The following is a 26,405-nucleotide window of genomic DNA, read 5'->3' as shown; positions in this document are numbered from 1 at the left end:
AAGATCCCCCAAAGCAGCCCCTTGGGTTTCCCAGGGGCTTCACGAATTCCGATTGAGGAAGGCACGGCCGCCGCACGTGAGGGACACACGAGAGAGCCGGCTGCTCCTGGTGCTGCTGATCGCCATCGCGTTCGCACTGATCACGGTGGACATCCGCGGTGGGGAGGACTCCCCGGTCGACGGCGCCCGCCAGGCCGCGGCCACCGTCTTCGGCCCGATCGAGAACGGGGTCTCCGCCGCGGTCGACCCCGTGGGCAACGCGGTCTCCGCGATCCGCGACTCCGGCGAACGCCACGACCGGCTCGCCGAACTGGAGAAGGAGAACGCGGCCCTCAAGGCGGAGCTCGGCAGCGACGACCGCAATCGCAGCAGACTCAAGCAGCTCGACAAGATGCTGAAGATCGCGGGCGCGGGCCAGTACGGCATCAAGGGCGCCGAGGTCATCGCCATAGGAGCGGCCCAGGGCTTCTCCTGGACCATCACCATCGACGCCGGCGCCAACGACGGTCTCAAGCGCGACATGACCGTCCTCAACGGCGACGGCCTCGTCGGCCGCGTCACCACCGTCGGCCCCAACACCGCGACCGTGCTGCTCGCCAACGACCCCGACTTCACCGTCGGCACCCGCATGGAGGGCAACGACGAACTCGGCTTCGCCTCCGGCCAGGGTGACGGTCCGCTGCGCGTCGAGCTCCTCAACGGCAAGGCCCAGATCAAGAAGGGCGACCGGCTGGTCACCTTCGGCTCGCAGGCCGACAAACCCTTCGTGCCGGGTGTCCCGGTCGGCGTGGTCTCCCGCGTCGACCCCTCCGGCGGCGACCTGACCCGCACCCTCTACGTCACGCCGTACGTCAGCTTCACCAAGCTCGACATCGTCGGTGTCGTCGTCGAGGCCCCGAAGAAGGACCCGCGCGACACGGTGCTTCCCGACAAGCCCAAGCCGACCCCCACGCCGACCGTGACGGTGACCGTCACCCCGTCCGCCCAGGCGCCGGTCGACGGCCAGTACCAAGAAGAGCAGTAGGAGCTGAAGCCCCATGCGCGTCAACCGGATCCTGCTCTCCTCCTCGCTGGTCGTCGTCGCCCTGGTCCTCCAGGTGAGCGTCCTCGCCCGCCTCCACCTCCCTGGCGCCGTCCCCGACCTCCTCCTGCTGACCGTCCTCGGCCTCGCCATGGTCTACGGCCATGTCGGCGGCGCCCTCATCGGCTTCGGCGCCGGCCTCCTCGCCGACCTGGCCCCGCCCGCCGACCACGCCGCCGGCCGCTACGCCCTCGTGCTGTGCGTCATCGGCTATCTCGCCGGCCTCATCAAGCCCGAGAACGGCCAGCTCAAGTCGGCCACCGGCCCCATGGTCGTGGTCGTCGCCGCGGCCGTCGGCTCCACCCTGCTCTACGCCGGTGTGGGCACCCTCGTCGGCGACACCGCCGCCCGCCATGTCGGCCTCGGCAGCCTGCTGTTCACGGCCGCGCTCTACGACCTGCTGCTCGCCCCGTTCGTCGTCCCCGGGATCATGGCGCTGGCCCGACGCGCGGAGAACGACCCGCTCGCCGAGACCAACTCCTCGGCGAAGAAGGCCGACATCTCCACCGGCTGGCTCTCCGGCGGCACCGGACTGCGCATCGGCAGCCAGCGCGGCGGGCTCGGCGGCCTGAAGGTGAAAGCGGCCCGGGCGCGCACCACCCGCGCCGGCCGCATCAAGGGGGTCAAGCGGCTGTGAGGGGGCGCGAGTTCACTCGAACGGGTTTGCCGGGGCGGAACGCGGACTCACAGGTCGCCCGTTCATCATTCGTACGCGCACACACGCCGGCGCACTGAGAGGGGGCGGCAACCGCAGTGACCAACATCCCCGAGACCGGACGGACCCCAAGGGTCCAGATCCGTCTCGTCGTGATCCAGATCCTCGTTCTCTCCCTGCTCGGCACCCTCGGCGGCCGACTGTGGTACCTCCAGATCCGCGAGGGCGACGCATACGCCAAGGAGGCCTCCGGCAACCACGTCCAGCAGGTCGTCGACCCCGCCGTGCGCGGCTCGATCCTGGACGCCCGCGGAGTGCCCCTCGCCGACAACGAGACGCGGCTGGTCGTCTCCGCCTCCCGCACCGAGCTGCTGAAGATGAAGGACGACGGCAAGGGCGTCCTCACCAAGCTCGCCGGAGTCCTCGGCATGAAGCCCAAGGACGTGATGGAGAAGGTCCGGCTGTGCGACGCCGAGACCCCGCAGCCCTGCTGGAACGGCTCGCCGTACCAGCCGATCCCCATCACCGACGAGGCCACCGCCAAGCAGGCCCTGCAGATCCGTGAGCGTGCCGAGGACTTCCCCGGCATCACCGCGGAACCGCAGGCCGTCCGCCGCTACGGCAGCCCCGGCGGCTCCAACACCGCCCAGGTCCTCGGCTACCTCTCCCCGGTCACCGACGAGGAGATCACCAAGGCCCAGGACACCGACTCGCCCTTCCTGCGCTCCGACCAGGTCGGCCGCTCCGGCCTGGAGCGCCAGTACGACAAGGAACTGCGCGGCAAGGCCGGCGTCACCCGCTACGAGGTGGACAACCTCGGCCGGGTCATCGGCGAGGCCGAGGCGGACGCCGCCCAGCCCGGCTCCAACCTCGTCACCAGCATCGACGCCCGGGTCCAGCGGGTCGCCGAGTACGAGCTGAACGAGGCGATGAAGACCGCCCGCCAGGAGTGGGACCGCAACACCCAGCAGCGGTACAAGGCCGACGCCGGCGCGGTCGTGGTGATGGAGGCCAAGACCGGCCGTGTCGTCGCCATGGCGTCCAACCCGACCTACGACCCGAACGCCTGGGTGGGCGGCATCTCCGCCAAGGACTACAAGCAGCTCACGGGCAAGTCCTCCAACTACCCGCTGCTGAACCGCGCCATACAGGGTCAGGCAGCCCCCGGCTCGATCTTCAAGGTGGTCTCCACGGCCGCCGCGGTCCAGGCCGGCTACGACTTCGACGGCCGCTACAACTGCTCCAGCTCGTACTCCGTCGGCGGCCAGGTCTTCAAGAACTTCGAGTCCCAGAACCACGGCCCGATCGGCCTCGGCCGCGCCCTTGAGGTCTCCTGCGACACCGTCTACTACTCCCTCGCGCACAACGAGTGGAAGAAGGACGGCGGCATCAACCCCAAGAAGGGCCAGCCGAAGGACTACTTCTACAAGGCCGCCCACCAGTTCGGCCTCGGCGCCGAGACCGGCATCGACCTGCCCAACGAGGTCACCGGCCGGATCCCCGACCGCCAGTGGAAGCAGTCGTACTGGAACGCCAACAAGGACGCCTGGTGCAAGCAGGGCAAGAAGGGCGGCACCTACGTCGAGCAGATCGCCTACGAGAACTGCCTCGAAGGCAACAAGATGCGCGCCGGTGACGAGATCAACTACTCCATCGGCCAGGGCGACACCCTGGTGACCCCGATCCAGATGGCCACCATCTACGCGGCCATCTCCAACGGCGGCACCCTGTACGACCCGACGGTCGGCAAGGCGATCGTCAGCGCCGACGGCAAGCAGGTCTCCGAGATCAAGCCCCAGTCGCACGGCAAGCTGCCGGTCAGTCAGCAGACGCTGGCGCAGATGGACGAGGCCCTGGCCGGCGTGGCCACCCGCGGTACCGCAGCCTGGCGGTTCGGCGGCTGGCCGCAGGACGAGATCCCGATGCACGCCAAGACCGGTACCGCCGAGGTCTACGGCAAGCAGACGACGTCGTGGTTCGCCACGTACACCAAGGACTACGCGATCGTCATGACGATCTCCCAGGGTGGTACGGGCTCCGGCGCCTCGGGTCCGGCCGTCCGCAACATCTACGACGCGCTGTACGGCATCTCCGACGACGGCGTGATCAGCAAGAAGAACGCGCTGCTGCCCACCCCGCAGAAGAAGCTGCCGAAGATCCAGACGGACGGGTCGATCATCTCCCCGAAGATCGCCAAGGACCCGGCGAAGGAGCAGCGGGCCAGCCAGGAGGGCCTGCCCGAGGAGGACGGCCAGCAGGAGGCGGCGACGGTGGGGACACCGACGACGGAGAACCGTGAGACGCGCCGCCGCCGACGGCGGGCAAGGAGGCTGACGTGACCGGCGCCAACAGCTTCCAGGTCTCCGGGTACGGGCCCGAACGGGCGGGGTGGACCCGCCTGCTGGCCCGCGACTCGCTCGCCCGCCGGCTCGACTGGCCGATACTGCTGTCCGCGCTTGCGCTGTCGCTGATCGGCTCGATCCTGGTCTTCTCGGCGACCCGCAACCGCACCGAGATCAACCAGGGCGACCAGTACTACTTCCTGGTCCGGCACATCATGAACACCGGCATCGGCTTCGCGCTGATGATCGCCACGGTCTGGCTCGGCCACCGCACTCTGCGCACGGCGGTGCCGATCCTTTACGGCGCCTCGGTGTTCCTGATCCTGCTGGTGCTCACCCCGCTGGGCTCGACCGTCAACGGCGCCCACTCGTGGATCGTGCTCGGCGGCGGATTCTCGCTCCAGCCCTCGGAGTTCGTGAAGATCACGATCATCCTGGGCATGGCGATGCTGCTGGCGGCGCGGGTGGACGCGGGCGACAAGCCCTACCCCGACCACCGCACGGTGCTTCAGGCCCTGGGGCTGGCCGCGGTTCCCATGCTGATCGTGATGCTCATGCCCGACCTCGGGTCGGTCATGGTGATGGTGGTCATCGTGCTGGGCGTGCTGCTGGCCTCCGGTGCCTCCAACCGCTGGGTGTTCGGCCTGCTGTCCGCCGGCACGATCGGCGCGCTCGCCGTCTGGCAGCTGCACATCCTCGACGACTACCAGATCGCCCGCTTCGCCGCCTTCGCCAACCCCAGCCTCGATCCGGCGGGCGTCGGCTACAACACCAACCAGGCGCGGATCGCCATCGGTTCGGGCGGGCTGACGGGGGCCGGGCTCTTCAACGGCTCGCAGACGACCGGCCAGTTCGTGCCGGAGCAGCAGACCGACTTCGTCTTCACGGTGGCGGGGGAGGAGCTGGGCTTCGTCGGCGGCGGCCTGATCATCGTCCTGCTCGGCATCCTGCTGTGGCGCGCCTGCCGCATCGCCCGCGAGACGACCGAGCTGTACGGCACGATCGTCGCCGCCGGGATCGTGGCCTGGTTCGCCTTCCAGGCCTTCGAGAACATCGGGATGACGCTCGGCATCATGCCGGTGACGGGCCTGCCGCTGCCGTTCGTGTCGTACGGAGGATCGTCGATGTTCGCGGTGTGGGTCGCGGTCGGGTTGTTGCAGTCGATCCGGGTGCAGCGACCGATGTCCGCGTAGCCGCTGGTCATCTCCTGTTTCCCCGGGGTTCGGGTCCTGTGGGCCCTGTTGTACCGCCATGACTCGCACTAGATTCGGGTCATGGCGGACACGAAGCGCGAGATCGAACGGAAATACGAGTCCGACGAAAGCGGTCTCCCCGACCTGACCGGCGTCGCCGGAGTCGCGGCCGTCATCGACAAGGGTGTCGCCCATCTGGACGCCACCTACTACGACACCCACGACGAGCGCCTCGCCGCGTCCTCGATCACCCTGCGCCGCCGCACCGGTGGCTCCGACGCGGGCTGGCACCTGAAGTTCCCCGTCTCCCCGGGCGTACGGGACGAGATCCGGGAGCCCCTGTCCGACACCGTGCCCCGCACCCTGGCCGGCCTCGTCCGCTCCCGCGTCCGAGACGCCGAGCTGCTGCCCCTGGTCCGGCTGCGCTCCGACCGCGACGTACGGGACCTCGTCGACGCCGAGGGCCGGCTGCTCGCCGAGGTCAGCGTGGACGCCGTACGCGCCGAACGCCTCGGCGCCGGCGACGGGGTCCAGTGGACCGAGATCGAGGTGGAGCTCGCCGACGGCGGGGACCCCGCCGTCCTCGACAAGATCGACAAGCGGCTGCGCAAGGCGGGCGTGCGCCCGTCGGCCTCGGCCTCCAAGCTGGCACGGGCGCTCGCGGAGACGGCACCGAAGAAGCAGCGCAAGAGCAAGCCCGAGAAGGCGCCCGTCACGGCCGGGGACCATGTCCTCGCCTATGTCCGTGCGCAGCGGGACGCCATCGTCGCGCTCGACCCGGCCGTACGGCGGGACGAGTACGACTCGGTGCACCGTATGCGCGTCGCCACTCGCCGGATGCGCAGCGCCTTCCGGTCGTTCGGCAAGGTCCTCGACCGGTCCGTCACCGACCCGATCGGCGAGGAGCTGAAGTGGCTCGCCGGGGAGCTCGGCGTCGACCGGGACCAGGAGGTGCTGACCGAGCGACTGACGGCCGCCCTGGACGAGCTGCCCCGCACCCTGCTGTCCGGGCCCGTCCGCACCCGGCTGCGCACCTGGTCCCACGCCCGCAGCGGCGGCTCACGCCGGCGCCTGATCGCCGTACTCGACGGCAAGCGGTACCTGGAGCTGCTCGGCGTCCTGGACGCGCTGGTGGCGGATCCGCCGCTGCTGAAGGCTGCCGCAGGCCGGCCGGAGAAGGTGATCGGCAAGACCGTGGGCAAGGACTTCGCCACGCTGTCCGGGCTGGTCGAGCAGGCCCTCGGCCTGCCGCCGGGGCATGACCGCGACCTCGCCCTGCACGAGGCCCGCAAGAAGGCCAAGCGGTCCCGGTACTCGGCCGAGGCTGCGGTCCCGGCGCTCGGCGACCCGGCCCAGACGCTGCTGAAGTCCATGAAGTCCCTTCAGAACCTGCTCGGCGACCACCAGGACAGCGTGATGGCGCGCGAGGCACTGCGTGAGCTCGCCCGGCAGGCCCAGGCGGCGGGGGAGAGCTCGTTCACTTACGGCGTGCTGTACGGGCGTGAGGAGCGGCGCGCGGCGGACGACGAGGCCGATCTGCCGGAGGCCTGGGAGGCGATCAAGGGGCGGGTGACCGTCTGAGGGTGCGGGGCACCGCCGCGGTCGCGTTAGGCTGGATGGTCACCCCTGTCCGTTCAGTCCAGCTCATGAAGGTACGCGAGATGCCTGCCGAAGTCGCTGCGTCGGTGTTCCCGCAGCTCGAAGCCCTGCTCCCGCACGTGCAGAAGCCGATCCAGTACGTGGGCGGAGAGCTCAACTCCACGGTCAAGCCGTGGGAGAGCTGCGACGTCCGCTGGGCGCTCATGTACCCCGACGCCTACGAGGTCGGGCTGCCCAACCAGGGCGTCATGATCCTCTACGAGGTCCTGAACGAACAGGAGGGCGTCCTCGCCGAACGCACCTACAGCGTGTGGCCGGACCTGGAAGCCCTGATGCGGGAGCACGGCGTCCCGCAGTTCACGGTGGACAGCCACCGCCCGGTACGCGACTTCGACGTGTTCGGGCTCAGCTTCTCCACCGAGCTCGGCTACACCAACATGCTCACCGCCCTGGACCTGGCCGGCATCCCGCTGGAGTCCAAGGACCGGACGGTCGACGACCCGATCGTCCTGGCCGGCGGCCACGCGGCCTTCAACCCGGAGCCGATCGCGGACTTCATCGACGCCGCCGTCATCGGCGACGGCGAGCAGGCCGTGCTCGACATGACGAAGGTCATCCGCGAGTGGAAGGCGGAGGGCCGCCCCGGCGGCCGCGAGGAGGTCCTCCTCCGCCTGGCGAAGACGGGCGGGGTGTACATCCCGGCGTTCTACGACGTGGAGTACCTCCCCGACGGCCGGATCGCCCGCGTCGTGCCCAACCGTTCGGGCGTTCCGTGGCGTGTGTCCAAGCACACCGTCATGGACCTCGACGAGTGGCCCTACCCCAAGCAGCCCCTCGTCCCCCTGGCGGAGACCGTCCACGAGCGCATGTCCGTGGAGATCTTCCGCGGCTGCACCCGCGGCTGCCGCTTCTGCCAGGCCGGCATGATCACGCGCCCGGTGCGCGAGCGGTCGATCACCGGCATCGGCGACATGGTCGAGAAGGGCCTGAAGGCGACCGGCTTCGAGGAGGTCGGCCTGCTGTCGCTGTCGTCCGCCGACCACAGCGAGATCGGCGACATCGCGAAGGGCCTCGCGGACCGCTACACCGAGGACAAGATCGGCCTGTCCCTCCCCTCCACCCGCGTGGACGCCTTCAACATCGACCTGGCCAACGAGCTGACCCGCAACGGCCGCCGTTCCGGCCTGACCTTCGCCCCCGAGGGCGGCTCGGAGCGCATCCGCAAGGTCATCAACAAGATGGTCTCGGAGGACGACCTGATCCGGACCGTCTCCACCGCCTACGGCAACGGCTGGCGCCAGGTGAAGCTGTACTTCATGTGCGGCCTCCCGACGGAGACCGACGAGGACGTCCTCCAGATCGCCGACATGGCGACCAAGGTCATCGCCAAGGGCCGCGAGGTCTCCCGCTCCAACGACATCCGCTGCACGGTGTCCATCGGCGGCTTCGTGCCCAAGCCGCACACCCCGTTCCAGTGGGCGCCGCAGCTCAGCGCCGAGGAGACCGACGCCCGCCTGGAGAAGCTCCGGGACAAGATCCGCGGCGACAAGAAGTACGGCCGCTCGATCGGCTTCCGCTACCACGACGGCAAGCCCGGCATCGTCGAGGGCCTGCTCTCCCGCGGCGACCGCCGCATCGGCGCCGTCATCCGCGCGGTCTACGAGGACGGCGGCCGCTTCGACGGCTGGCGCGAGCACTTCTCCTACGACCGCTGGATGGCCTGCGCCGACAAGGCGCTGGCCCCCTTCGGCGTGGACGTCGACTGGTACACCACGCGCGAGCGCGGCTACGAGGAGGTCCTCCCCTGGGACCACCTCGACTCCGGCCTCGACAAGGACTGGCTCTGGGAGGACTGGCAGGACGCCCTCGACGAGACCGAGGTCGAGGACTGCCGCTGGACGCCGTGCTTCGACTGCGGGGTGTGTCCGCAGATGGACACGCATATCCAGATCGGCCCCACGGGCAAGAAGCTGTTGCCGTTGACCGTGAAGAACGCGGCGCCGGCGCCCAGTGGGCACGCGCACTGAGATTGGTGGGGCCTTTCCGGGAGGGAGGGCCCCTTTCTCATGCCGGCTGGGGGCGGGGTGCGCCGACCGTCAGTCGGGAGCGGGCGAAGTCGTGGTTGGCGATGATGCGTTCGCGGTGCTGCGTGGGCAGCTTTCCGCTGTCCAGGAGTTTTTCGCAGGCTTCCAGTGATTCGCGGTAGGCGCCCATCCAGTACGCCGCCACCGCCAGCTCGTCCAGGGCCTGCCAGTCGTACCAGCCGTGTTCGACGAAGAGGATGTCGTCGGGCGGCGGGATCTCCGCCGCGCGCCGTGCGAACAGGTAGGCGAGCGGCCAGCGTTCGCCCTGCGTCCGGCACAGGCGGGCGAGTTCGCCGAGCGGTTCGGCCCGGGTGGGGCGGTACTCGTGAGCCTCCAGGAAGCGGGACATGACCTCGGGCGTCCTGCGCTTCAGCTCCAGCGCGAGGCGGGCCGCGTAGAGGCGGGAGCAGAACGCCTCTTCGGCGAAGCCCGCCAGGGCCGCGCGGTGGTCGTAGGCGGCGAGCGCCTTCGCCGGTTCGCCGGCGTCGCGCCAGCTCTGGGCGAGATAGAAGGCGTAACGGGTGTTGTCCGGTTCCTTGGCGAGCCCGTCCTTCAGGATCGCGGCGTCCCGCAGGTACTTCGAGCGCGGGCTGCCCTGCGACCGCCCGCCCCCGCCCATGATGACCATGCGGACGCCGTCGAGGGTCGCCCGGCTGAACTCCGTGTCGCAGTCCAGGTATTCGTGCAGCACGCCGACGTACCGCCAGGGCAGGCGGGTCGACACCATCGTCGGGCGCCAGTGGACCACGGGGCCGTGGCGCACCTCGATGTCGTAGCAGTCGTGGGTCGGCTCCGGCCGGGTGAAGCCGGGGTCGGTCTCCAGCACGTCGTCGGCGTCGATGAACAGCAGGTGGCTCGCGCGCTCCCGGGCCCGTTCGATCGCCTCGGTGCGGCTTGCGCCGAAGCCGCGGAAGGGGCTCTCGTACAGCGCTCCGGGCAGGTCGGCGAGTGTCTCGCGGACGAGGTCCTGGGTGCCGTCGGTCGAGCCGGTGTCCAGGATCACCCAGGTGTCGATGAGGGGCCGTACGGATTCGAGGCAGCGTCGGATCACATGGGCCTCGTCCTTGACGATCATATTGAGGCAGACCGTATTCATGGCTTTTTCTTTTCTCCGGAGAAAAGGACCGCCCGGTGAATTTATCCAGCCCCGGTGGAAGGCACAAGCAGCCACTGGTGGACCGGCCGGTATAAGTGAGGAGTTCCTGCCGCCGGACCGGAGAAATTCCTATGGTAATCACCGCGCAGCTTCCTCCGCCCCGCGAAGAATTCCGGACCTCCGCCGCCGAGGGGTCCGCACGGGGCAGGGCGCTGCTCCGGATGGGGCCGTTCCTCCTCGCCCTCGTCCTCGGCAGCCACGGGCTGACCGGTTCCCTGCTGGGCCGCGACGAACTCGTCACCTGGGACATGACCGCCCGGGACACCGGCCGGATCCTGGCCACCCTGCGCAATGTCGACGCCGTGCACGGCACGTATTACCTGCTGATGCACGGATGGGTGGAGCTGTTCGGGGATTCCGTCCTTTCGCTGCGGCTGCCGTCTCTTCTGGCGGTGGCCGCGGCGGCGTCGGTCGTCGCGCTCCTCGGGGACCGGCTCTTCGGATATCGGGCCGGAATTCTGGCCGGGTTTCTCTTCGCGCTCGTCCCGGCGGTGAGCCGCTACGGCCAGGAAGCCCGTTCCTACGCGCTGGTCCTGCTCGCCGTCGCCCTTGCCACGCTTCTGCTGCTCCGGGCGCTGGACCGTCCGCGCAGCCCCTGGCGCTGGGCCGCCTACGCCCTCGCGCTGGCCGTCACCGGGCTCCTCCACCTGATCGCGCTGTCCGTCGTGCTCGCCCACGCCTGCCTGCTCGTGGCCGGCGCGCGGCAGGACCGTTCCCTGTGGTGGAGGTCCGGCCTCGCCCTGGCGGCGGCCGCCGCGTGTGTCGTCCCGCTCGCGCTGCTCGGCAGCTCCCAGGCCGGGCGCCAGCTGTACTGGGTCCCGTCGCCCGACGGCTGGGCGTTCCTCTCCCTGCCGCGCGAGCTCTTCGCCTCCGCCCTGTGCGCGGGCGCCCTGATCGCCCTGGCCCTGACGGCCCGCGGGCCGCGCCGGGCTCCGCTGCTGCTGTGCGGCACCTGGGCCCTGCTGCCCCCGGTCCTCGTCTGGGCCGCCTCGCACGGCGAGGTCTCCTACTTCCGCAGCGTCTACCTGCTCTTCACCCTCCCCGCCTGGGCCCTCCTCGCCGCGGCCGGCGTCGCCGCGTCATGGCGCTCGTGGAAGGCGGCCGCGGCCCTGGTCGTGGCGTTGACCGTGCTCACACTGCCGGACCACAGGCAGGTGCGGGAGCCCTTGGAGCACGACGCCCCGGTGCCGCTCGACTACGCGGCGGCGGCCGACCTGATCGAGCGGCGCCACCGGCCCGGGGACGCCGTCGTCTACGACCGCGCCGACACCTGGAAGCTCGACGACGGAGTGCGGTACTACCTGCCGCGCGACCTGAAGCTGCGCGATGTCTTCCTGGCCCGGACGCCGGCCGAGATCGACGACCTGTACGCGGTCCCGTGTCCCGTCCCGGACCGGTGCCTCAGGGACGAGCGGCGGATCTGGCTGGTGACGCAGGGCACGGACTTCGCCTTCAACGCCATCGATCCGGTGCAGGCGGGCGCCCTGCAGAAGCGGTACACGGTGACGCTGAGCACGCCGGTGACGGGGATGACGGTCAGTCTGCTGGAGCTGAGGGGCGGGCGGTAACGGCGGCAAGGGGTGCCGGCGGCTGTGGCGGGCCGCCGGACACCCCTTGTGTGCTGCCCCGAGTGGTCGGAACTACGGGTTGATGTCAGTCCCGCCGTTCACTGCGCCGGGGGCGGGCTGCAGGTTCACGAGGGTCCACTCGTCTTCACAGGTCAGAGTGACGGTGCTGGGGGTCACCTCACAGGTGGTCTCGTAGATCGCGCCGTCGGTCGTGATGACGTTGATGTTCGTGTCCCCTTCGTCCTGCCCGCCCAGGGCCTGCTGGGAGACGGCGACCGCGCAGGCGTTCGTCGGGTAGTTGTCGAGCCCGCTGAGGTCGGTCCACTTGTAGTCCCCGACGTCCGGCTGGAGGTCGCGAATACCCGCGTAGGCCCTGGCGATCGGGTCGCTCTCGGTCGCCGGGCTCAGTACGGCCCGCACCTCGAAGTTGTTCTCGTCCCGGCTGGCGTCGATGTCGACGCACGGACCGGGGGCGCCGGTCGCGCCGGTGGCACCGGTCGCACCCGTGGCGCCGGTCGCCCCTGTTGCACCGGTCGCGCCGGTGGCACCCGTGGCTCCCGTCGCGCCCGTCGCACCAGGACCGCCCTCGCCCGCAGGTCCCGTCGCGCCGGTCGCGCCCGTGGCGCCCGTGGCACCGGTGGCGCCCTTCGGACCGGTCGCGCCGGTGGCACCCGTCGCTCCCGTCGCGCCCGTGGCGCCGGTCGCGCCCTTGCACTTGTCGCCACCGTCCGGCAGGGCGGCCGACCTTGGCTTGTGGGGCTTGTGAGGCTTGTGGGGCTTGCAGTCGTCGCCCGTGTACTGCGTTGCGGACGACTTGGAGTCGGAGACGGAGTTGGCGGCCGCCGCGGCGGGCGTGACCACCCCGGCCGCGATGACCAGAGCGAGGGAGGTCAGCACCCCGGCCTTCTGGAACCTCGCCCGGGCCAACGGCCCCAGCAGCGAAGGAGTGTGTCGAGGATTCATAGGCATGCTCCTTGGCACGAAGGGGTCCGGGGGAGTCCCGGACCTCAGTGCGAGGGTGACCCGAAGCCTCACGACAGCCGCTGTGCACGCAGGGGACGCGCCGTCAAATAGGTAAAACGGTCTAGCGGACAAGCCCTGTGACGGCTTCGCAACCCACGAGGTGGATCCGGACCGCCGGCCGCCGCGTCTTGGCCGGTATGGAACCGCAGAAGCCACTGCCCGAGCCCCGGCAGCCGGAGGGGTGCCTCGTCACCGCCGTCCGCATCCCTGTGCGGATCGTCGTGCTCGTCCTGGTCGTGCCCGTGCGGATGGTGTGGGACGCGTTCGTCGTGTCCTGGCGGTTCCTGAGCCGCACGGTGTTCCGGCCGGTGGGGCGCGGGCTGCTGTGGCTCGGGCGGGCCCTGTTCATATGGCCGTTCGTCGGGCTGTGGCGGTACGTCCTCGTGCCGTCCGGGAAGGCGCTCGCCTGGCTCGGGAACGTGCTCGTCGTCGTGCCCGCCGTATGGCTGTACCGGTATGTGCTGACGCCCGTCGGACATGGCCTCGTCTGGGCCGGCCGGGGGATCGGGGCCGCGCTGGCATGGGTGTACGCGCGCGTGCTGACGCCTGTCGGGCACGGTGTGGTGTGGGTTCTCAAGGGGATCGGGGCCGCGCTGGCATGGGTGTACGCGCGCGTGCTGACGCCCGTCGGGCACGGCGTGGTGTGGGTCTTCAAGGGGATCGGGATCGCGCTCGCCGCCGTCGGGGTCGGCGTGTACACCGGCGTGGCCTGGCTGGTGCGGTACCTCGTCGTCGTGCCCGCCCTCGCCGTGTACGAGTGGGTCCTCGCGCCCGTCGGGCGGGCGATCGCCTGGTGTGCGCGGGGCATCGCCTGGGGCGTGGCCAGGATCGTCACCGGGATCGGTATCGGGCTGTACTGGACGGCCCGGGTGCTGTTCGTGCTGCCCGCCCTCGCCGTGTGGCGGTGGGTGCTCGTGCCCGTCGGTCGGTTCCTCGCCGTCGTCGGGCGTGAGGTCCGGGACGCGCTCGGGCACGCCTGGCGGATCGCCGGGCGGATCTCGCTCGCCGTCGGGCGGTCCCTCGCGACCCTCTTCCGGTGGATCTTCGTGGAGCCGGTGCGCTGGGTGTACCGGACGATCCTCACGCCGGTCGGGCATGTCGTCCGGGACGCGGTCCTGCGGCCCTGCGCCGAGGCCGCGCGCACCGTGGGCCGGGCCACCCGGCAGGCCCTCGCCGCTGCCCGGGACTCCGCCCGGCAGGCCCGCGCCGACTTCCGCCGGATGCTCTTCGGGGAGCCCCGGCAGCGGGAGGCGGTGGCCCGCCGGGAACCTGCGGGCGCCGAGGCACGTACTCTTGGTAGCAGTACGACCGCTCTCACGAATCTCACGAAGGACTGAACGACACTGGGCAAGCGACAGCCCGAAGGCCCGCCGCCCGCACCCGCGGTGCAGCGCATCCGACTGCGCTACACCAAGCGCGGCCGCCTGAGGTTCACCAGCCACCGAGACTTCCAGCGCGCCTTCGAGCGTGCGTTGCGCCGTGCCGACGTACCGATGGCGTACTCGGCAGGGTTCACGCCGCACCCGAAGGTGTCGTATGCCAATGCCGCACCCACCGGCACGGGCAGTGAGGCGGAGTATCTGGAGATCGCCCTCACCCAGGCGCGTGACCCGGAGCGGCTCAGGACGCTGCTCGATGAGTCGCTGCCCGCCGGGCTCGATGTCACCGAGGCGGTCGAGGCCCGCACCTCGGGCCTGGCCGACCGGCTCACGGCCTCCGTGTGGGAGCTGCGGCTGGACGGCGTGGACCCGGCCGACGCCGAACGCGCGGTCGCGGCCTTCAACGCCGCCGAGTCCGTCGAGGTCCAGCGCATGACCAAGAACGGTGTACGGACCTTCGACGCTCGTCCGGCGGTCGTAGAACTGGAAACACATGGTGAGCGGGCTGATAGGCCTACCGACCAGCCCTGTGCGATACTGCGGCTGGTTGTTCGGCACGTGACGCCTGCCGTACGACCCGACGACGTCCTGTCCGGTCTCCGCGCCGTGGCCGACCTGGCGCCGCCGGTCCCCGCAGCGGTGACCAGGCTGGCGCAGGGGCTGTTCGATGAAGAGACCGGCACGGTGACCGACCCGCTCGCGCCCGACCGCGAGGCAGCTGAGGCCCCTACGGCCGGATCCGCTGCCGCCGCGAAGGCGCCGGCGTAAGGAAGGTCCCGCGAAGGGACGGACGTCGTAGCGCCGCCCTCGTACTCGGGAGCCACCTGGGTCGGGCAGCGCACCGACCAGAAGACTTTCGCCAGGCCGTACGCATTCGGTGTACGGAACCGGCGAGACAGGACACAGAGAGCTCCCGTGCGGCGCCCGCGCCCCGGACGGCGGCACACGCGCACCGCGCGAGCCGCGGACGTCACCGGCACCCAAGCCGGACCAGGCGCGGCGCCCGGGAGCCTGACGGGAGAAACGCCCGCATGCTCGAACCGACCGAACCCGCTGAGGGTTCCGAACTGAACACTCCCAGCGACACCCTGCCGCCGCGTCGTCGGCGCCGTGCCGCGTCCCGGCCGGCGGGTCCGCCCGCCGCCGGCTCCGAAGCCGCGACCGAGGCCACGCCGGCCATACCGGACGCGGAGGCCGAAGAGGCCGAGGAGACCGTGGCCGATGTGACCGCGGAGGCCGAAGAGGCCGCCGTGGAGGAGACGGCCGAGGCCATCGCCGCCGAGGCCCCGCCCGCCCCTCGCTCGCGTCGCCGTGTGGTCCGCCGGGCGTCCGCGCCCGCCGGGGCGCCCGCGTCGGCCGAGGCCGTCGAGACCGTCGTGCCCGCGGCCACCGCCGCCGAGGAGAACGCCCCCGCCACCGAGGTCGTCGAGGCCGCGTCGTCCGCCGGCGCCGTCGAGGACGCCGCCCCGCGTCGTACGCGTCGCCGTGCCACCCGGAGCGTGTCCGCGCCCGAGGCCGCCGAGGTCGTTGTGGAGGCCGCGCCTGTGGAGGAGGCCGAGGAGGCCGCTCCGCGTCGTACGCGTCGCCGTGCCACCCGGAGCGTGTCCGCGCCCGAGGCCGCTGAGGTCGTTGTGGAGGCCGCGCCTGTGGAGGAGGCCGAGGAGGCCGCTCCGCGTCGTACGCGTCGCCGTGCCACCCGCACTGCTGCCGCGCCTGCCGTGGAGACCGCCGAGGCCGTCGAGCCCGTAACCGAGAGCGCGCCTGTCGAGGCCGCGCCTGTGGAGGCCGCACCCGTGGAGGAGGCCGAGGAGGCCGCCCCGCGTCGTACCCGTCGGCGTGCCACGCGTCGTGTGTCCGCCCCCGCCGGGGCGCCCGAGAGCGCGGAGGCGCCCGTGACTGCCGCCGAAGAGAACAAGCCCGCCGAGACCGAGGCGAAGGCCCCCGCCGCCGAGGAGGCCGCGCCGCGTCGCCGCCGCCGGGTCGCGCGTGCGGCCGCCACCGGGTTCTCCGCGCCCGCGAAGCCGGCCGAGGAGGCCGAGGACGCCGACTCCCCGCGTCGGCCGGCGCGACCCGCCGTCGCCGTCTTCCAGGCGCCGGTGTTCACGGAGCCGAAGTTCCAGACCCCGGAGCGCGCCGCCGCCGAGGCAGCGGCCGAGGCGTCGGACGTCGAGGCCGCCGAGGACGTCGAGGAGACCGCGGAAGCCGCGGAGTACGCCGAGGAGCAGGCCACGGCCCGCCGCCGCCGTCGTCGCCGGGGCGCCGCCTTCGAGGAGGAGGCCGAGGCCCGTACCGCCGAGGCCGCCGTCGAGGAGGAGCCGGAGGAGGCCGAGGAGTCGGCCGAGGACGCCGCCGAGGGCGAGGAGTCCGAGGAGACCGGGGCGCGCCGTCGTCGTCGCCGGGGCGGCCGCCGTCGCCGCCGGGGTGAGTCCGCCGACGCCGAGTCGGGCGAGTCCGCCGACGCGGAGGCCGAGGAGACCGCCGCCGAGCAGGCCGCGCAGGACGCCGAGGACACCGCCGAGCAGGAGGAAGAGGACGCCGAGGACGCCGCCCAGGGCGACGAGGCCGGCGGGTCGACCTCCAGCAGCCGTCGGCGCCGTCGTCGCCGTCGTCGTGCCGGTGACTCCGCAGCCGACAGCGAGCCCGGTGAGGGCGACCCCGAGCGGACCGTCGTCAAGGTGCGCGAGCCGCGCCCGAAGGCCGAGCCGTCCGACGAGGTGCAGTCCATCAAGGGCTCGACGCGTCTGGAGGCCAAGAAGCAGCGCCGCCGCGAGGGCCGCGAGCAGGGCCGCCGACGCGTTCCGATCATCACCGAGGCCGAGTTCCTGGCCCGGCGCGAGGCCGTCGAGCGGGTGATGGTCGTGCGTCAGCACGGCGACCGCACGCAGATCGGCGTCCTTGAGGACAACGTGCTCGTCGAGCACTACGTCAACAAGGAGCAGTCGACCTCGTACGTCGGCAACGTCTACCTGGGCAAGGTCCAGAACGTGCTGCCGTCGATGGAGGCCGCCTTCATCGACATCGGCAAGGGGCGCAACGCCGTCCTGTACGCCGGTGAGGTCAACTTCGAGGCGCTGGGCATGGCCAACGGGCCGCGCCGTATCGAGTCCGCGCTGAAGTCGGGCCAGTCCGTGCTGGTGCAGGTCACCAAGGACCCGATCGGCCACAAGGGCGCCCGACTGACCAGCCAGGTGTCGCTGCCCGGCCGCTACCTGGTCTACGTGCCCGAGGGCTCGATGACCGGCATCAGCCGCAAGCTGCCCGACACCGAGCGCGCGCGTCTGAAGACGATCCTCAAGAAGATCGTCCCCGAGGACGCGGGCGTCATCGTGCGCACCGCCGCCGAGGGCGCCAGCGAGGACGAGCTGCGCCGTGACGTCGAGCGGCTCCAGGCGCAGTGGGAGGACATCCAGAAGAAGGCGAAGAGCGGCAACGCTCCGACCCTGCTGTACGGCGAGCCGGACATGACCGTCCGGGTCGTCCGCGACATCTTCAACGAGGACTTCTCCCAGGTCGTCGTCAGTGGTGACGAGGCGTGGTCGACCATCCACGGGTACGTCTCGCACGTCGCGCCGGACCTCGCCGAGCGGCTGCAGAGGTGGACCAGTGAGGTCGACGTCTTCGCCACCTACCGGATCGACGAGCAGCTGGCCAAGGCGCTGGACCGCAAGGTCTGGCTGCCCAGCGGCGGTTCGCTGGTGATCGACCGGACCGAGGCGATGGTCGTCGTCGACGTCAACACCGGCAAGTTCACCGGCCAGGGCGGCAACCTGGAGGAGACGGTCACCAGGAACAACCTGGAGGCGGCCGAGGAGATCGTGCGCCAGCTCCGGCTGCGCGACCTCGGCGGCATCATCGTGATCGACTTCATCGACATGGTGCTGGAGTCCAACCGGGACCTGGTGCTGCGCCGCCTGCTGGAGTGCCTGGGCCGCGACCGTACGAAGCACCAGGTCGCCGAGGTCACCTCGCTGGGGCTCGTGCAGATGACCCGTAAGCGGGTCGGCCAGGGCCTGCTGGAGTCGTTCTCCGAGACCTGCGTCCACTGCAACGGCCGCGGTGTCATCGTGCACATGGAGCAGCCGACCTCCGCCGGAGGCGGCGGCAAGCGCAAGAAGCGCGGGCGCGGCGGCGACGTGCACGTGCACGAGCACGAGGCCGCGGTGACCGCCGTGGAGACCGCCGAGCCGGTCGAGCCGGAGGTGCGCGAGGCCGAGACGCCCGCCGAGGTCGCGGCCGAGGTCGCCGAGCCGGTGGCGCTGCCCGCGCCCGAGTTCGCGCCGGACGAGGAGCTGTACAGCAGCATCGCCGAGGCGGAGGCCGCGGCCGGACGAGGCCGTTCGCGGCGCCGGGCGAGCCGGCGTGCGTCTGCTCCGGCGGGTGCGCCGAGGCGGGAGAAGGCCGAGAGGGCCGAGAAGGTTCCTACGGCTCAGGACGTGACGGTCCAGCAGGAGATCGAGCGTCCGGTGCAGCCGGAGTCGGCGGCCGTGGCGCACGCCGAGCCCGCCGCCGTGGAGGACGTGGTCGTCGAGGCCCCGCCCGCCCTGCCCGTCGAGGAGGCCGCGCCCAAGGGACGTACGCGTCGGCGTGCGACCCGTAAGGCGACGGCGCCCGCTGGTTCGCCCGCGGGGGCCGAGGCCGCCGTGGTGACCGTGAGCAGTGAGGCGGAGGTCGAGAAGGCGGCCGCTCCCGCTGAGCCGGTCGTCGCCGAGCCGGTCGCCGAGCCGGTCGCCGAGAGCGCCGCTCCGGCCCGTCCGCGTCGCCGTGCGGTGCGCAAGGCCACCGCGCCCACCGCGTCCGAGGAGACGGCCGTCGTGGTCGTCCCGTCGGCCACGGAGACGTCGGCCACGGAGACGCCGGTCACGGAGGCGCCGGCCGAGCAGGCTCCCGCGGTCGAGGCGGCCGAGGTTGCCGAGACGGCCGCTCCGGCCAAGAAGGCGGCGGCCCGCAAGACGGCCAAGAAGGCCACGGCGAAGAAGGCCGCCACCAAGAAGACGACGGCCACCAAGACGGCCGCCAAGAAGACGACGGCCAAGAAGGCGGCGAAGACCGCCAAGACGGCCGCCAAGAAGTCGACGTCGAAGAAGACCGCGGCGGCGGCGCAGCAGACGCTGCCCTCCGTCTCGGCCTCCACCGACGAGGGCTGACGCAACACCGGGGCGTGCGGCCGGTCCGACGTGATCGGCCGCACACCCCAGGGGCCCGGCCCGGTTTGACCCGTTCGGCCGCAGCCCCGTAACCTTGACCGTCGGCATGTCCACTGACATGCCACATCCCCGTAAACCTTTCTTCCTTCCGGGCACGGAGTGGCCGGGAGAGGCTGTTCGCTCGTGTGCGGGCGGCTGGACTGCGGGGGTGCCGTTCCCGAGCGAGAGAGTGAGATCCGCGTGTACGCCATCGTGCGCAGCGGTGGTCGCCAGCACAAGGTTGCTGTCGGCGACATCGTTGAGGTTGACAAGATTTCCACTGCCAAGGTTGGCGACACGGTCGAGCTCTCGACCCTGCTCGTTGTCGACGGCGACGCTGTGACCAGCGACCCGTGGGTGCTGGCCGGCATCAAGGTCCAGGCCGAGGTCGTGGACCACCACAAGGGCCAGAAGATCGACATTCTGCGCTACAAGAACAAGACCGGCTACCGCCGTCGTCAGGGCCACCGCCAGCAGTACACGGCGATCAAGGTCACTGAGATCCCCGCGGCTGCGAAGTAAGGGACTGAGGAGAGATGGCACACAAGAAGGGCGCATCGTCCACCCGTAACGGTCGTGACTCCAACGCTCAGCGCCTCGGCGTGAAGCGCTTCGGTGGTCAGGTCGTCAACGCGGGCGAGATCCTGGTCCGCCAGCGCGGCACCCACTTCCACCCGGGTGCGGGCGTCGGCCGCGGCGGCGACGACACGCTGTTCGCGCTGAACGCCGGTGCGGTGCAGTTCGGCACCCACCGTGGCCGCAAGGTCGTGAACATCGTTCCGGTCGCCTGACACAAGGCTTAGACCGAACGCTTCGCGAGGCGGACCTCACTTCCCTGACGGGAAGGCGGGTCCGCCTTTCGCGTGTTAACCAAGAGACATACGCGTACGTAACTGGAGGCACATCCCATGACCACCTTCGTGGACCGCGTCGAACTGCACGTCGCCGCGGGTAGCGGAGGTCACGGCTGTGCCTCCGTCCACCGTGAGAAGTTCAAGCCGCTCGGCGGCCCGGACGGCGGCAACGGCGGACGCGGCGGCGACGTCATCCTGACCGTCGACCAGTCCGTGACCACGCTGCTCGACTACCACCACTCCCCGCACCGCAAGGCCACCAACGGCAAGCCCGGCGAGGGCGGCAACCGCTCCGGCAAGGACGGCCAGGACCTGATCCTGCCGGTGCCGGACGGCACCGTGGTGCTGGACAAGGCGGGCAACGTCCTCGCCGACCTGGTCGGCCACGGCACCTCCTACGTCGCCGCACAGGGCGGCCGCGGCGGCCTCGGCAACGCGGCGCTGGCCTCGGCCCGGCGCAAGGCGCCCGGCTTCGCGCTGCTCGGTGTGCCCGGCGACCTCCAGGACATCGTCCTGGAGCTGAAGACCGTCGCCGATGTGGCACTGGTGGGCTACCCGAGCGCGGGCAAGTCCTCGCTGATCTCCGTGCTCTCCGCGGCCAAGCCGAAGATCGCCGACTACCCCTTCACCACGCTCGTCCCGAACCTGGGCGTCGTGACGGCCGGCGCGACCGTGTACACCATCGCCGATGTGCCGGGCCTGATCCCGGGCGCCAGCCAGGGCCGCGGCCTGGGTCTTGAGTTCCTGCGGCACGTGGAGCGGTGCAGTGTGCTCGTGCACGTACTGGACACGGCGACGCTGGAGTCGGACCGCGACCCGGTCTCCGATCTCGATGTCATCGAGGCGGAGCTCAGGGAGTACGGCGGCCTCGACAACCGGCCGCGGATCGTCGTCCTGAACAAGATCGACGTACCGGACGGCAAGGACCTCGCCGAGATGGTGCGGCCGGACCTGGAGGCGCGGGGCTACCGCGTCTTCGAGGTGTCCGCGGTCGCGCACCAGGGGCTGAAGGAACTGTCGTTCGCGCTCGCCGACCTGGTCGCCCGGGCGCGGGCCGCGAAGCCGAAGGAGGAGGCGACGCGGATCGTCATCCGGCCCAAGGCCGTGGACGACGCGGGCTTCACCGTCGTGCAGGAGGAGGACGGGCTGTTCCGGGTGCGCGGCGAGAAGCCGGAGCGCTGGGTGCGGCAGACCGACTTCAACAACGACGAGGCCGTCGGCTACCTCGCCGACCGGCTCAACCGCCTCGGTGTCGAGGAGGAGTTGATGAAGGCGGGCGCCCGGGCCGGCGACGGTGTCGCCATCGGACCCGAGGACAACGCGGTCGTCTTCGACTGGGAGCCGACGATGATGTCCGGGGCCGAGATGCTCGGACGCCGTGGTGAGGACCACCGGTTCGAGGCGCCGCGGCCCGCGGCCCAGCGCCGCAGGGACCGGCAGGCCGAACGGGACGAGGTCCAGCAGGAGTTCGACGACTTCGAGCCGTTCGAGGGTTAACTCTCGGAAGACTCCGGTATACGGCAGGACAACCAACCGTCACTCCGGTGAGTCGTACTGGGCACGTGGATGAGGATCTTGGTCCTTCCCGCGGTCAACTGCCCAGCCGATTCCCGGAGTCGACGTGCCCGAGCCCGTTTCGCGCAGAATGCGGCGGACCGTTGTGGTCGCCATCGCCCTGCTGGCGGGGGGCGTGACCGCGCTGCCGGTCGCCAACGCCACCACCACGACGCCGAGCGTGCGGCAGGACTTCAACGGGGACGGGTACGAGGACCTGGCCACGGGTGTTCCGTGGGGCCGGGTGAACGGCCTGAGGTCGGCCGGGTACGTCGCCGTCGTCTACGGCTCCGCGAACGGTCTCACCTCCGGCACCAAGAAGGTGTACACGCAGGAGTCCCCCGGCATCCCGGGCACCGTCGAGGCACACGACATGTTCGGCGCCCACCTCACCGTGGGCGACCTCGACGCGGACGGGTACGCCGATCTGGTCGTCGAGACCGACAACGAGCAGTGGGTGCACGACGGCATCGCCCGGGACGGGAACCGGATCGTGCTGTGGGGCGGCAAGGGCGGGCTCACCTCCGGCACGGTGCTGCCGGTGCTCTCGACCGCTCCGGGGCAGGGCGGCACGTCCCTCACCGGGGACTTCAACGGCGACGGGCACCTGGACCTGGCCCGGCGCGACGACGTGCGGTTCGGGCCCTTCGGGCGGGACGGCGCCGCCGCCTCCGTCCAGAAGGGTGTCCGGTTCGCCGAGAGCGGCCAGGTGACGGCTCTCGCGGCCGGCGACACGGACGGCGACGGGATCTCCGACATCGTTTCGGTGGCGTTCTCCGGCTCGGACTCCGAGTACCGCCTGATTCACCACATGAGCGTCCTGCGGGGCAGCCGCGACGGCCTGCTCCCGCCGGCCACCCTGGAGGGCGGCGAGTCCCGCTCGAAGCAGTGGAACCAGTCCCTGGCGATCGGCGACCTCGACGGCGACGGCCGCGCGGAGGTCGTCAGCAGCAGCGGCAACGCCCTGCGGATCTTCCGCGGCACCGAAGGCGGCCCCGCCACCACCCCGCAGGTCATCACCCAGGACACTCCCGGAGTCCCGGGCGCCCACGAGGAAGAGGACAGCTTCGGCTACAACGTCTCGGTGGGCGACGTCGACGGCGACGGCTACGGCGACATCCTGGCGGGCAACTGGACCGAGAGCTTCGGCGGGCTGACGTACGCAGGCAACTTCGCTGTCGTTCCGGGCGGACCGGCCGGGCCGACCGGGGCCGGCACAAAGGTGTTCAGCCAGGCCAGTGCCTCAGTGCCCGGCACCGCCGAGGCGCGCGACCACTTCGGCGGCGACACCCACCTCCTCGACTCCGACGGCGACGGCCGCGCCGAGCCGATCGTGGCCGCGCCCGGGGAGAACAACTGGAACGGCGGCCTCTGGGCCTTCCGCTCCACCTCCGCCGGGGCCACGGCCAAGGGCTCCGTCTCCTTCGGAGCCCGGTCCTTCGGCATGACCGTGAACGGCGACCGGTTCGGCGACCACCTCCCGGACTGACCTGATCTCTCCCACCACCCGCTCTACGTCAGGACTCCCATGCCTTCTCGCTCTCTCAGCCGGTTCGCCGTCGCGACCGCCGTCGCTCTGGCCGCCGTCTCCCTGCCCACCGCCGAGGCCTTCGCCGAGACCCCGCCGACGAAGATCCAGGACGACTTCAACGGCGACGGATACGAGGACCTCGCCGTCGCCGCGCCGCTGGCGACCGTCGGGGACAAGACCCAGGCCGGTTACGTCGCCGTGCTGTACGGCACGGCGAGCGGGCTGAACACTGCGGCCAGGCAGGTGTACACGCAGGCCTCGCCCGGTGTGCCCGGGGCCCCCGAGAAGTACGACTACTTCGGGTCCGGCCTGGACTCCGCCGACCTGGACGGGGACGGATTCACCGACCTGCTGGTGACGGCCTCCGGTGAGGACTGGAAGCGTGACGACAAGGAGTACCGGTTCAGGGTGACCGTGCTGTGGGGCGGCCGGGATGGCTTCGCCTCCGGGGTGGCCCTGTCGGCCGTGGGGAACGGCGTGGACCAGGACAGCGACCTGGCCTCCGGTGACTTCAACGGTGACGGGCACCAGGATCTGATCCGCAGGGACCGGGTGGAGTTCGGCCCCCTCGGGCGGGACGGCAGCCCCGCGTCCGTCCAGGAGCCCGGGCTGGTCGGCGCGGAGAACGAGACCGCGCACGAGATCGTGGCCGGTGACGTCGACGGTGACGGCATCACCGACGTCGTCGAGCGCCACATCGTGTCCCACTTGGACGACACGGCCCCGCAGTACTCCCTGCGCTACTTCCGCGGCAGCAAGGGGGGTCTGGAGCCGCACACGGTCCTGAAGGACGCGCAGGGCGAGCCCGTGGACGCCCAGGGCTTCGATCTGGCGCTCGGTGATCTCAACGGCGACGGCCGGGCCGACCTCGTCAACGGCGACTACACGGTCGAGATCTCCTTCGGCACCGAGAACGGCCCGGACACCACCAGGACCCGGGTGATCGACCAGGACACCCCCGGCGTGCCCGGCACCCAGGAGCCGGAGGACAGCTTCGGCAACGAGCTGACCGTCGGGGACGTGGACGGCGACGGCTACGGCGACATCCTGGTGGGCAACCCGTTCGAGCGGGTCGGCACGGTGAGCGAGGCGGGCTCCGTCGCCGTCGTCCCCGGCGGGGCGGACGGGCCGACGGGCGCCGGCACCCGGGTCCTGAGCCAGCAGACCGCCGGCGTACCGGGTGTCGCCGAGGCGGGGGACCGGTTCGGCTGGGCCTTCGACCTCGTGGACGGCGACGGTGACGGCCGGGCGGAACCGGTCGTGGGGGCCTTCCGCGAGAACGGCGGGAGGGGTGCCGTGTGGGTGTTCCCCACGACGTCGTCCGGCGTCACGGCCGAGGGGTCCTTCGTCTTCGGCGCGGGCACGCTCGGCACGGTCGACAGCAAGGGACGGCTCGGCAAGGTCTTCCCCAACTGACCCCAGGCGACTGAGCGGTCCCCAGGACCCGTTGCGGCAAGAACGCGTTCGTCGTGTTGTTCCCGTGCCGCAACGGGTCTCCTGTTGTCTGCCTGCTTGTCATGCACGCGAACCCTGGGGTTCAGCGCGCGGACCCGCCGGAAGCGTGAGCTTCCAGGTGTCCAAAGGGCCCGCGACGTAAGGGAGTTCGCCAGATGACCGGTGCAGGATCGCCCGACCGACGCCGCTTTCTGACCGCCGGTGCCGCCGTGCTCGGCGCCGCCGCCTCCGCCCAGCTGTGGCTGCCCGCCTCCGCGCGGGCCGCCGAGAACACCCTGCCCGAGGGCGTGTTCAGCCTCGGCGTGGCCTCCGGCGACCCGCTGCCGGACGGCATCGTGCTGTGGACCCGGCTCGCCCCCGACCCCCTGGGCGGCGGTGGCATGCCCGACAGCGTCGTGCCGGTGCAGTGGGAACTCGCGGAGGACGAGCGCTTCCGCAGGGTCGTGCGCCGGGGCACCGCGCAGGCCCGCCCCGAGTTCGGGCACAGCGTCCACGTCGATGTGCGGGGGCTGGGTCCGGGCCGTACGTACTGGTACCGCTTCCGGGCCGGCGGCCGTATCTCGCCGGTCGGCCGCACCCGTACCGCGCCCCATCCGCTCAAGTCCGACGGCGACCTGCGCATCGCGCTCGCCTCCTGCCAGAACTGGCAGCACGGCTACTTCACGCCCTACGCCGACATGCTGGCCCAGGACCCCGACGTCGTGCTGTTTGTCGGCGACTACATCTACGAGTCGGTGCCCTCGGCGACGGCGCTGCGCCGGCACGAGGGGACGGGGGAGCCGTACAGCCTGGTGCAGTACCGCAACCGGTACGCCCAGTACCGCACCGATCCCGACCTCGCCGCGATGCACGCGAACGCGCCCTTCGTGGTCACCTTCGACGACCACGAGATCGACAACGACTTCGCGGGTGAGATCCCGCAGGACCCGGACAAGCAGTCGCACGACGCGTTCGTGGCCCGGCTGACCGCCGCCTACCAGGCGTACTACGAGTACATGCCGGTGCGTGCGAGCGCCGTACCGAACGGGCCGCACATCCGGATGCACCGCCGTCTGGAGTTCGGCCGGCTCGCCCGTCTCAACGTCCTCGACACCCGGCAGTACCGCAGCGACCAGGCGACCAGCCAGGCCGGCGCCCAGGACCCCTCGCTCACCATGCTCGGCGCCGAGCAGAAGCAGTGGCTGCTGGACGGCCTGCGCGACTCCCCGGCCCGCTGGAACCTGATCGCCTCGCAGATCATGATGGCCGAGACGGACCTGCTGGTCGGCGAGGGCAAGCAGTGGTTCTACGACGCCTGGGACGGCTACCAGGTCGAACGCAACGCGTTCCTGCGGGAGTTCAGGAACGTGCGCAACCCGGTCGTGCTCACCGGCGACCGGCACCTGACGATGATCAGCGATCTGAAGGAGGACTTCGCCGACCCGGGCTCCGCCGTCGTCGGCGCCGAGTTCGTCGGCACCTCCATCTCCAGCAACGGCGACCAGGACCAGGCCGCCTTCCACGCCCAGTGGGATCCGCGGCTGCCCGACAACCCGCACTGGAAGCTGATCGACGCCCACCGCGGCTACCACCTCCTCGACATCCGCGGCGACGGCATCGACGCCTCCGTCAGGATCGTGGACACGGTCCGGCAGCCGGTCGCGACGCCGAGCACGCTGGCGCGACTGCGGGTGGAGGACGGCCGGCCGGGGGTGGAACTCGTGTGACGGATGTGGCGCTCGTCACTGTCGCGACCCGCTCTTAGGTCT

18 protein-coding genes are annotated in these 26,405 nt (G+C 71.2%); 16 read left to right on the top strand and 2 right to left on the bottom strand.

The genetic code is table 11. The features are described from left to right. Positions 1-76: 76 nt before the first annotated feature. The 6 genes from mreC (at position 77) to AB0Q90_RS19350 (ending at position 8,897) form a co-directional block, all read left to right on the top strand. On the top strand, positions 77-1,024 hold the full coding sequence (mreC, locus tag AB0Q90_RS19375; RefSeq protein WP_363160229.1) for a rod shape-determining protein MreC: 948 nt from the start codon (positions 77-79) through the stop codon (positions 1,022-1,024). Positions 1,025-1,037: 13 nt separating this feature from the next. Beyond that, positions 1,038-1,718, top strand: a complete 681-nt coding sequence (gene mreD, locus AB0Q90_RS19370; RefSeq protein WP_363160228.1) for a rod shape-determining protein MreD — start codon at positions 1,038-1,040, stop codon at positions 1,716-1,718. Between the two features lie 116 nt (positions 1,719-1,834). After that, positions 1,835-4,075, top strand: coding sequence for a penicillin-binding protein 2 (gene mrdA / locus AB0Q90_RS19365; RefSeq protein ID WP_363160227.1), 2,241 nt, complete (start codon positions 1,835-1,837; stop codon positions 4,073-4,075). Beyond that, positions 4,072-5,271, top strand: a complete 1,200-nt coding sequence (rodA, locus tag AB0Q90_RS19360; protein ID WP_363160226.1) for a rod shape-determining protein RodA — start codon at positions 4,072-4,074, stop codon at positions 5,269-5,271. Before mrdA ends, rodA begins: the two co-directional genes overlap by 4 nt. 81 nt (positions 5,272-5,352) lie before the next feature. After that, positions 5,353-6,852: a CYTH and CHAD domain-containing protein gene (locus AB0Q90_RS19355; RefSeq protein ID WP_363160225.1), complete on the top strand. Its 1,500-nt coding sequence runs from the start codon at positions 5,353-5,355 to the stop codon at positions 6,850-6,852. 80 nt (positions 6,853-6,932) lie between these two features. Then, positions 6,933-8,897, top strand: coding sequence for a TIGR03960 family B12-binding radical SAM protein (locus AB0Q90_RS19350; RefSeq protein WP_363160224.1), 1,965 nt, complete (start codon positions 6,933-6,935; stop codon positions 8,895-8,897). A gap of 37 nt (positions 8,898-8,934) precedes the next feature. On the opposite strand, the gene AB0Q90_RS19345 is transcribed toward AB0Q90_RS19350, so the two are convergent. Further along, complete coding sequence (locus tag AB0Q90_RS19345) at positions 8,935-10,029, bottom strand: glycosyltransferase (RefSeq protein WP_363160223.1); 1,095 nt, start codon at positions 10,027-10,029, stop codon at positions 8,935-8,937. A gap of 242 nt (positions 10,030-10,271) precedes the next feature. On the opposite strand from AB0Q90_RS19345, the gene AB0Q90_RS19340 reads away from it, so the two are divergent. Next, entirely contained in the window at positions 10,272-11,678 is a 1,407-nt protein-coding gene (locus tag AB0Q90_RS19340) for a glycosyltransferase family 39 protein (RefSeq protein ID WP_363160222.1), read from the top strand. Positions 11,679-11,750: 72 nt separating this feature from the next. On the opposite strand, the gene AB0Q90_RS19335 is transcribed toward AB0Q90_RS19340, so the two are convergent. Further along, on the bottom strand, positions 11,751-12,641 hold the full coding sequence (locus AB0Q90_RS19335; protein ID WP_363160221.1) for a hypothetical protein: 891 nt from the start codon (positions 12,639-12,641) through the stop codon (positions 11,751-11,753). A gap of 197 nt (positions 12,642-12,838) precedes the next feature. Between AB0Q90_RS19335 and AB0Q90_RS19330 the strand changes: the two genes are divergently transcribed. From AB0Q90_RS19330 to AB0Q90_RS19290, 9 genes are all read left to right on the top strand, one after another. Beyond that, on the top strand, positions 12,839-14,038 hold the full coding sequence (locus AB0Q90_RS19330; protein WP_363160220.1) for a hypothetical protein: 1,200 nt from the start codon (positions 12,839-12,841) through the stop codon (positions 14,036-14,038). Positions 14,039-14,086: 48 nt separating this feature from the next. Beyond that, positions 14,087-14,848, top strand: a complete 762-nt coding sequence (locus AB0Q90_RS19325; protein ID WP_363160219.1) for a TIGR03936 family radical SAM-associated protein — start codon at positions 14,087-14,089, stop codon at positions 14,846-14,848. 263 nt (positions 14,849-15,111) lie between these two features. Beyond that, complete coding sequence (locus tag AB0Q90_RS19320) at positions 15,112-19,224, top strand: Rne/Rng family ribonuclease (RefSeq protein WP_363160218.1); 4,113 nt, start codon at positions 15,112-15,114, stop codon at positions 19,222-19,224. 240 nt (positions 19,225-19,464) lie between these two features. After that, entirely contained in the window at positions 19,465-19,785 is a 321-nt protein-coding gene (gene rplU, locus AB0Q90_RS19315; RefSeq protein WP_004931419.1) for a 50S ribosomal protein L21, read from the top strand. 14 nt (positions 19,786-19,799) lie between these two features. Continuing rightward, positions 19,800-20,054: a 50S ribosomal protein L27 gene (gene rpmA, locus AB0Q90_RS19310; RefSeq protein ID WP_030961848.1), complete on the top strand. Its 255-nt coding sequence runs from the start codon at positions 19,800-19,802 to the stop codon at positions 20,052-20,054. Between the two features lie 117 nt (positions 20,055-20,171). Then, positions 20,172-21,614 carry a GTPase ObgE gene (gene obgE, locus AB0Q90_RS19305; protein WP_363160217.1) on the top strand — a complete coding sequence of 481 codons (1,443 nt, stop codon included), beginning with the start codon at positions 20,172-20,174 and terminating at the stop codon, positions 21,612-21,614. A gap of 124 nt (positions 21,615-21,738) precedes the next feature. After that, positions 21,739-23,160 carry a VCBS repeat-containing protein gene (locus tag AB0Q90_RS19300; protein WP_363160216.1) on the top strand — a complete coding sequence of 474 codons (1,422 nt, stop codon included), beginning with the start codon at positions 21,739-21,741 and terminating at the stop codon, positions 23,158-23,160. 39 nt (positions 23,161-23,199) lie between these two features. Beyond that, on the top strand, positions 23,200-24,618 hold the full coding sequence (locus tag AB0Q90_RS19295; RefSeq protein ID WP_363160215.1) for an FG-GAP and VCBS repeat-containing protein: 1,419 nt from the start codon (positions 23,200-23,202) through the stop codon (positions 24,616-24,618). 194 nt (positions 24,619-24,812) lie between these two features. Further along, the gene (locus AB0Q90_RS19290; protein ID WP_363160214.1) at positions 24,813-26,363 is read left to right on the top strand and encodes an alkaline phosphatase D family protein; all 1,551 of its coding nucleotides are present in this window, start codon (positions 24,813-24,815) and stop codon (positions 26,361-26,363) included. Positions 26,364-26,405 lie beyond the last annotated feature (42 nt).

The organism is Streptomyces sp. NPDC079141, assembly GCF_040686775.1.
Taxonomy (GTDB): Bacteria; Actinomycetota; Actinomycetes; order Streptomycetales; family Streptomycetaceae; genus Streptomyces.
Note: the sequence above shows the minus strand (reverse complement) of the source record. Positions and strands in the feature narration are given on the sequence as shown.

What these genes read in the sequence shown, in the direction of transcription:
- AB0Q90_RS19290 (WP_363160214.1), top strand. Translation starts at nt 24,813, where the DNA reads ATGACCGGTGCAGGATCGCCCGACCGACGCCGCTTTCTGACCGCCGGT.
- AB0Q90_RS19330 (WP_363160220.1), top strand. Translation starts at nt 12,839, where the DNA reads ATGGAACCGCAGAAGCCACTGCCCGAGCCCCGGCAGCCGGAGGGGTGC.
- AB0Q90_RS19295 (WP_363160215.1), top strand. Translation starts at nt 23,200, where the DNA reads ATGCCTTCTCGCTCTCTCAGCCGGTTCGCCGTCGCGACCGCCGTCGCT.
- obgE (WP_363160217.1), top strand. Translation starts at nt 20,172, where the DNA reads ATGACCACCTTCGTGGACCGCGTCGAACTGCACGTCGCCGCGGGTAGC.
- AB0Q90_RS19335 (WP_363160221.1), bottom strand. Translation starts at nt 12,641, where the DNA reads ATGAATCCTCGACACACTCCTTCGCTGCTGGGGCCGTTGGCCCGGGCG.
- AB0Q90_RS19340 (WP_363160222.1), top strand. Translation starts at nt 10,272, where the DNA reads ATGGGGCCGTTCCTCCTCGCCCTCGTCCTCGGCAGCCACGGGCTGACC.
- mreD (WP_363160228.1), top strand. Translation starts at nt 1,038, where the DNA reads ATGCGCGTCAACCGGATCCTGCTCTCCTCCTCGCTGGTCGTCGTCGCC.
- AB0Q90_RS19350 (WP_363160224.1), top strand. Translation starts at nt 6,933, where the DNA reads ATGCCTGCCGAAGTCGCTGCGTCGGTGTTCCCGCAGCTCGAAGCCCTG.
- AB0Q90_RS19320 (WP_363160218.1), top strand. Translation starts at nt 15,112, where the DNA reads ATGCTCGAACCGACCGAACCCGCTGAGGGTTCCGAACTGAACACTCCC.
- rpmA (WP_030961848.1), top strand. Translation starts at nt 19,800, where the DNA reads ATGGCACACAAGAAGGGCGCATCGTCCACCCGTAACGGTCGTGACTCC.
- AB0Q90_RS19355 (WP_363160225.1), top strand. Translation starts at nt 5,353, where the DNA reads ATGGCGGACACGAAGCGCGAGATCGAACGGAAATACGAGTCCGACGAA.
- AB0Q90_RS19345 (WP_363160223.1), bottom strand. Translation starts at nt 10,029, where the DNA reads ATGATCGTCAAGGACGAGGCCCATGTGATCCGACGCTGCCTCGAATCC.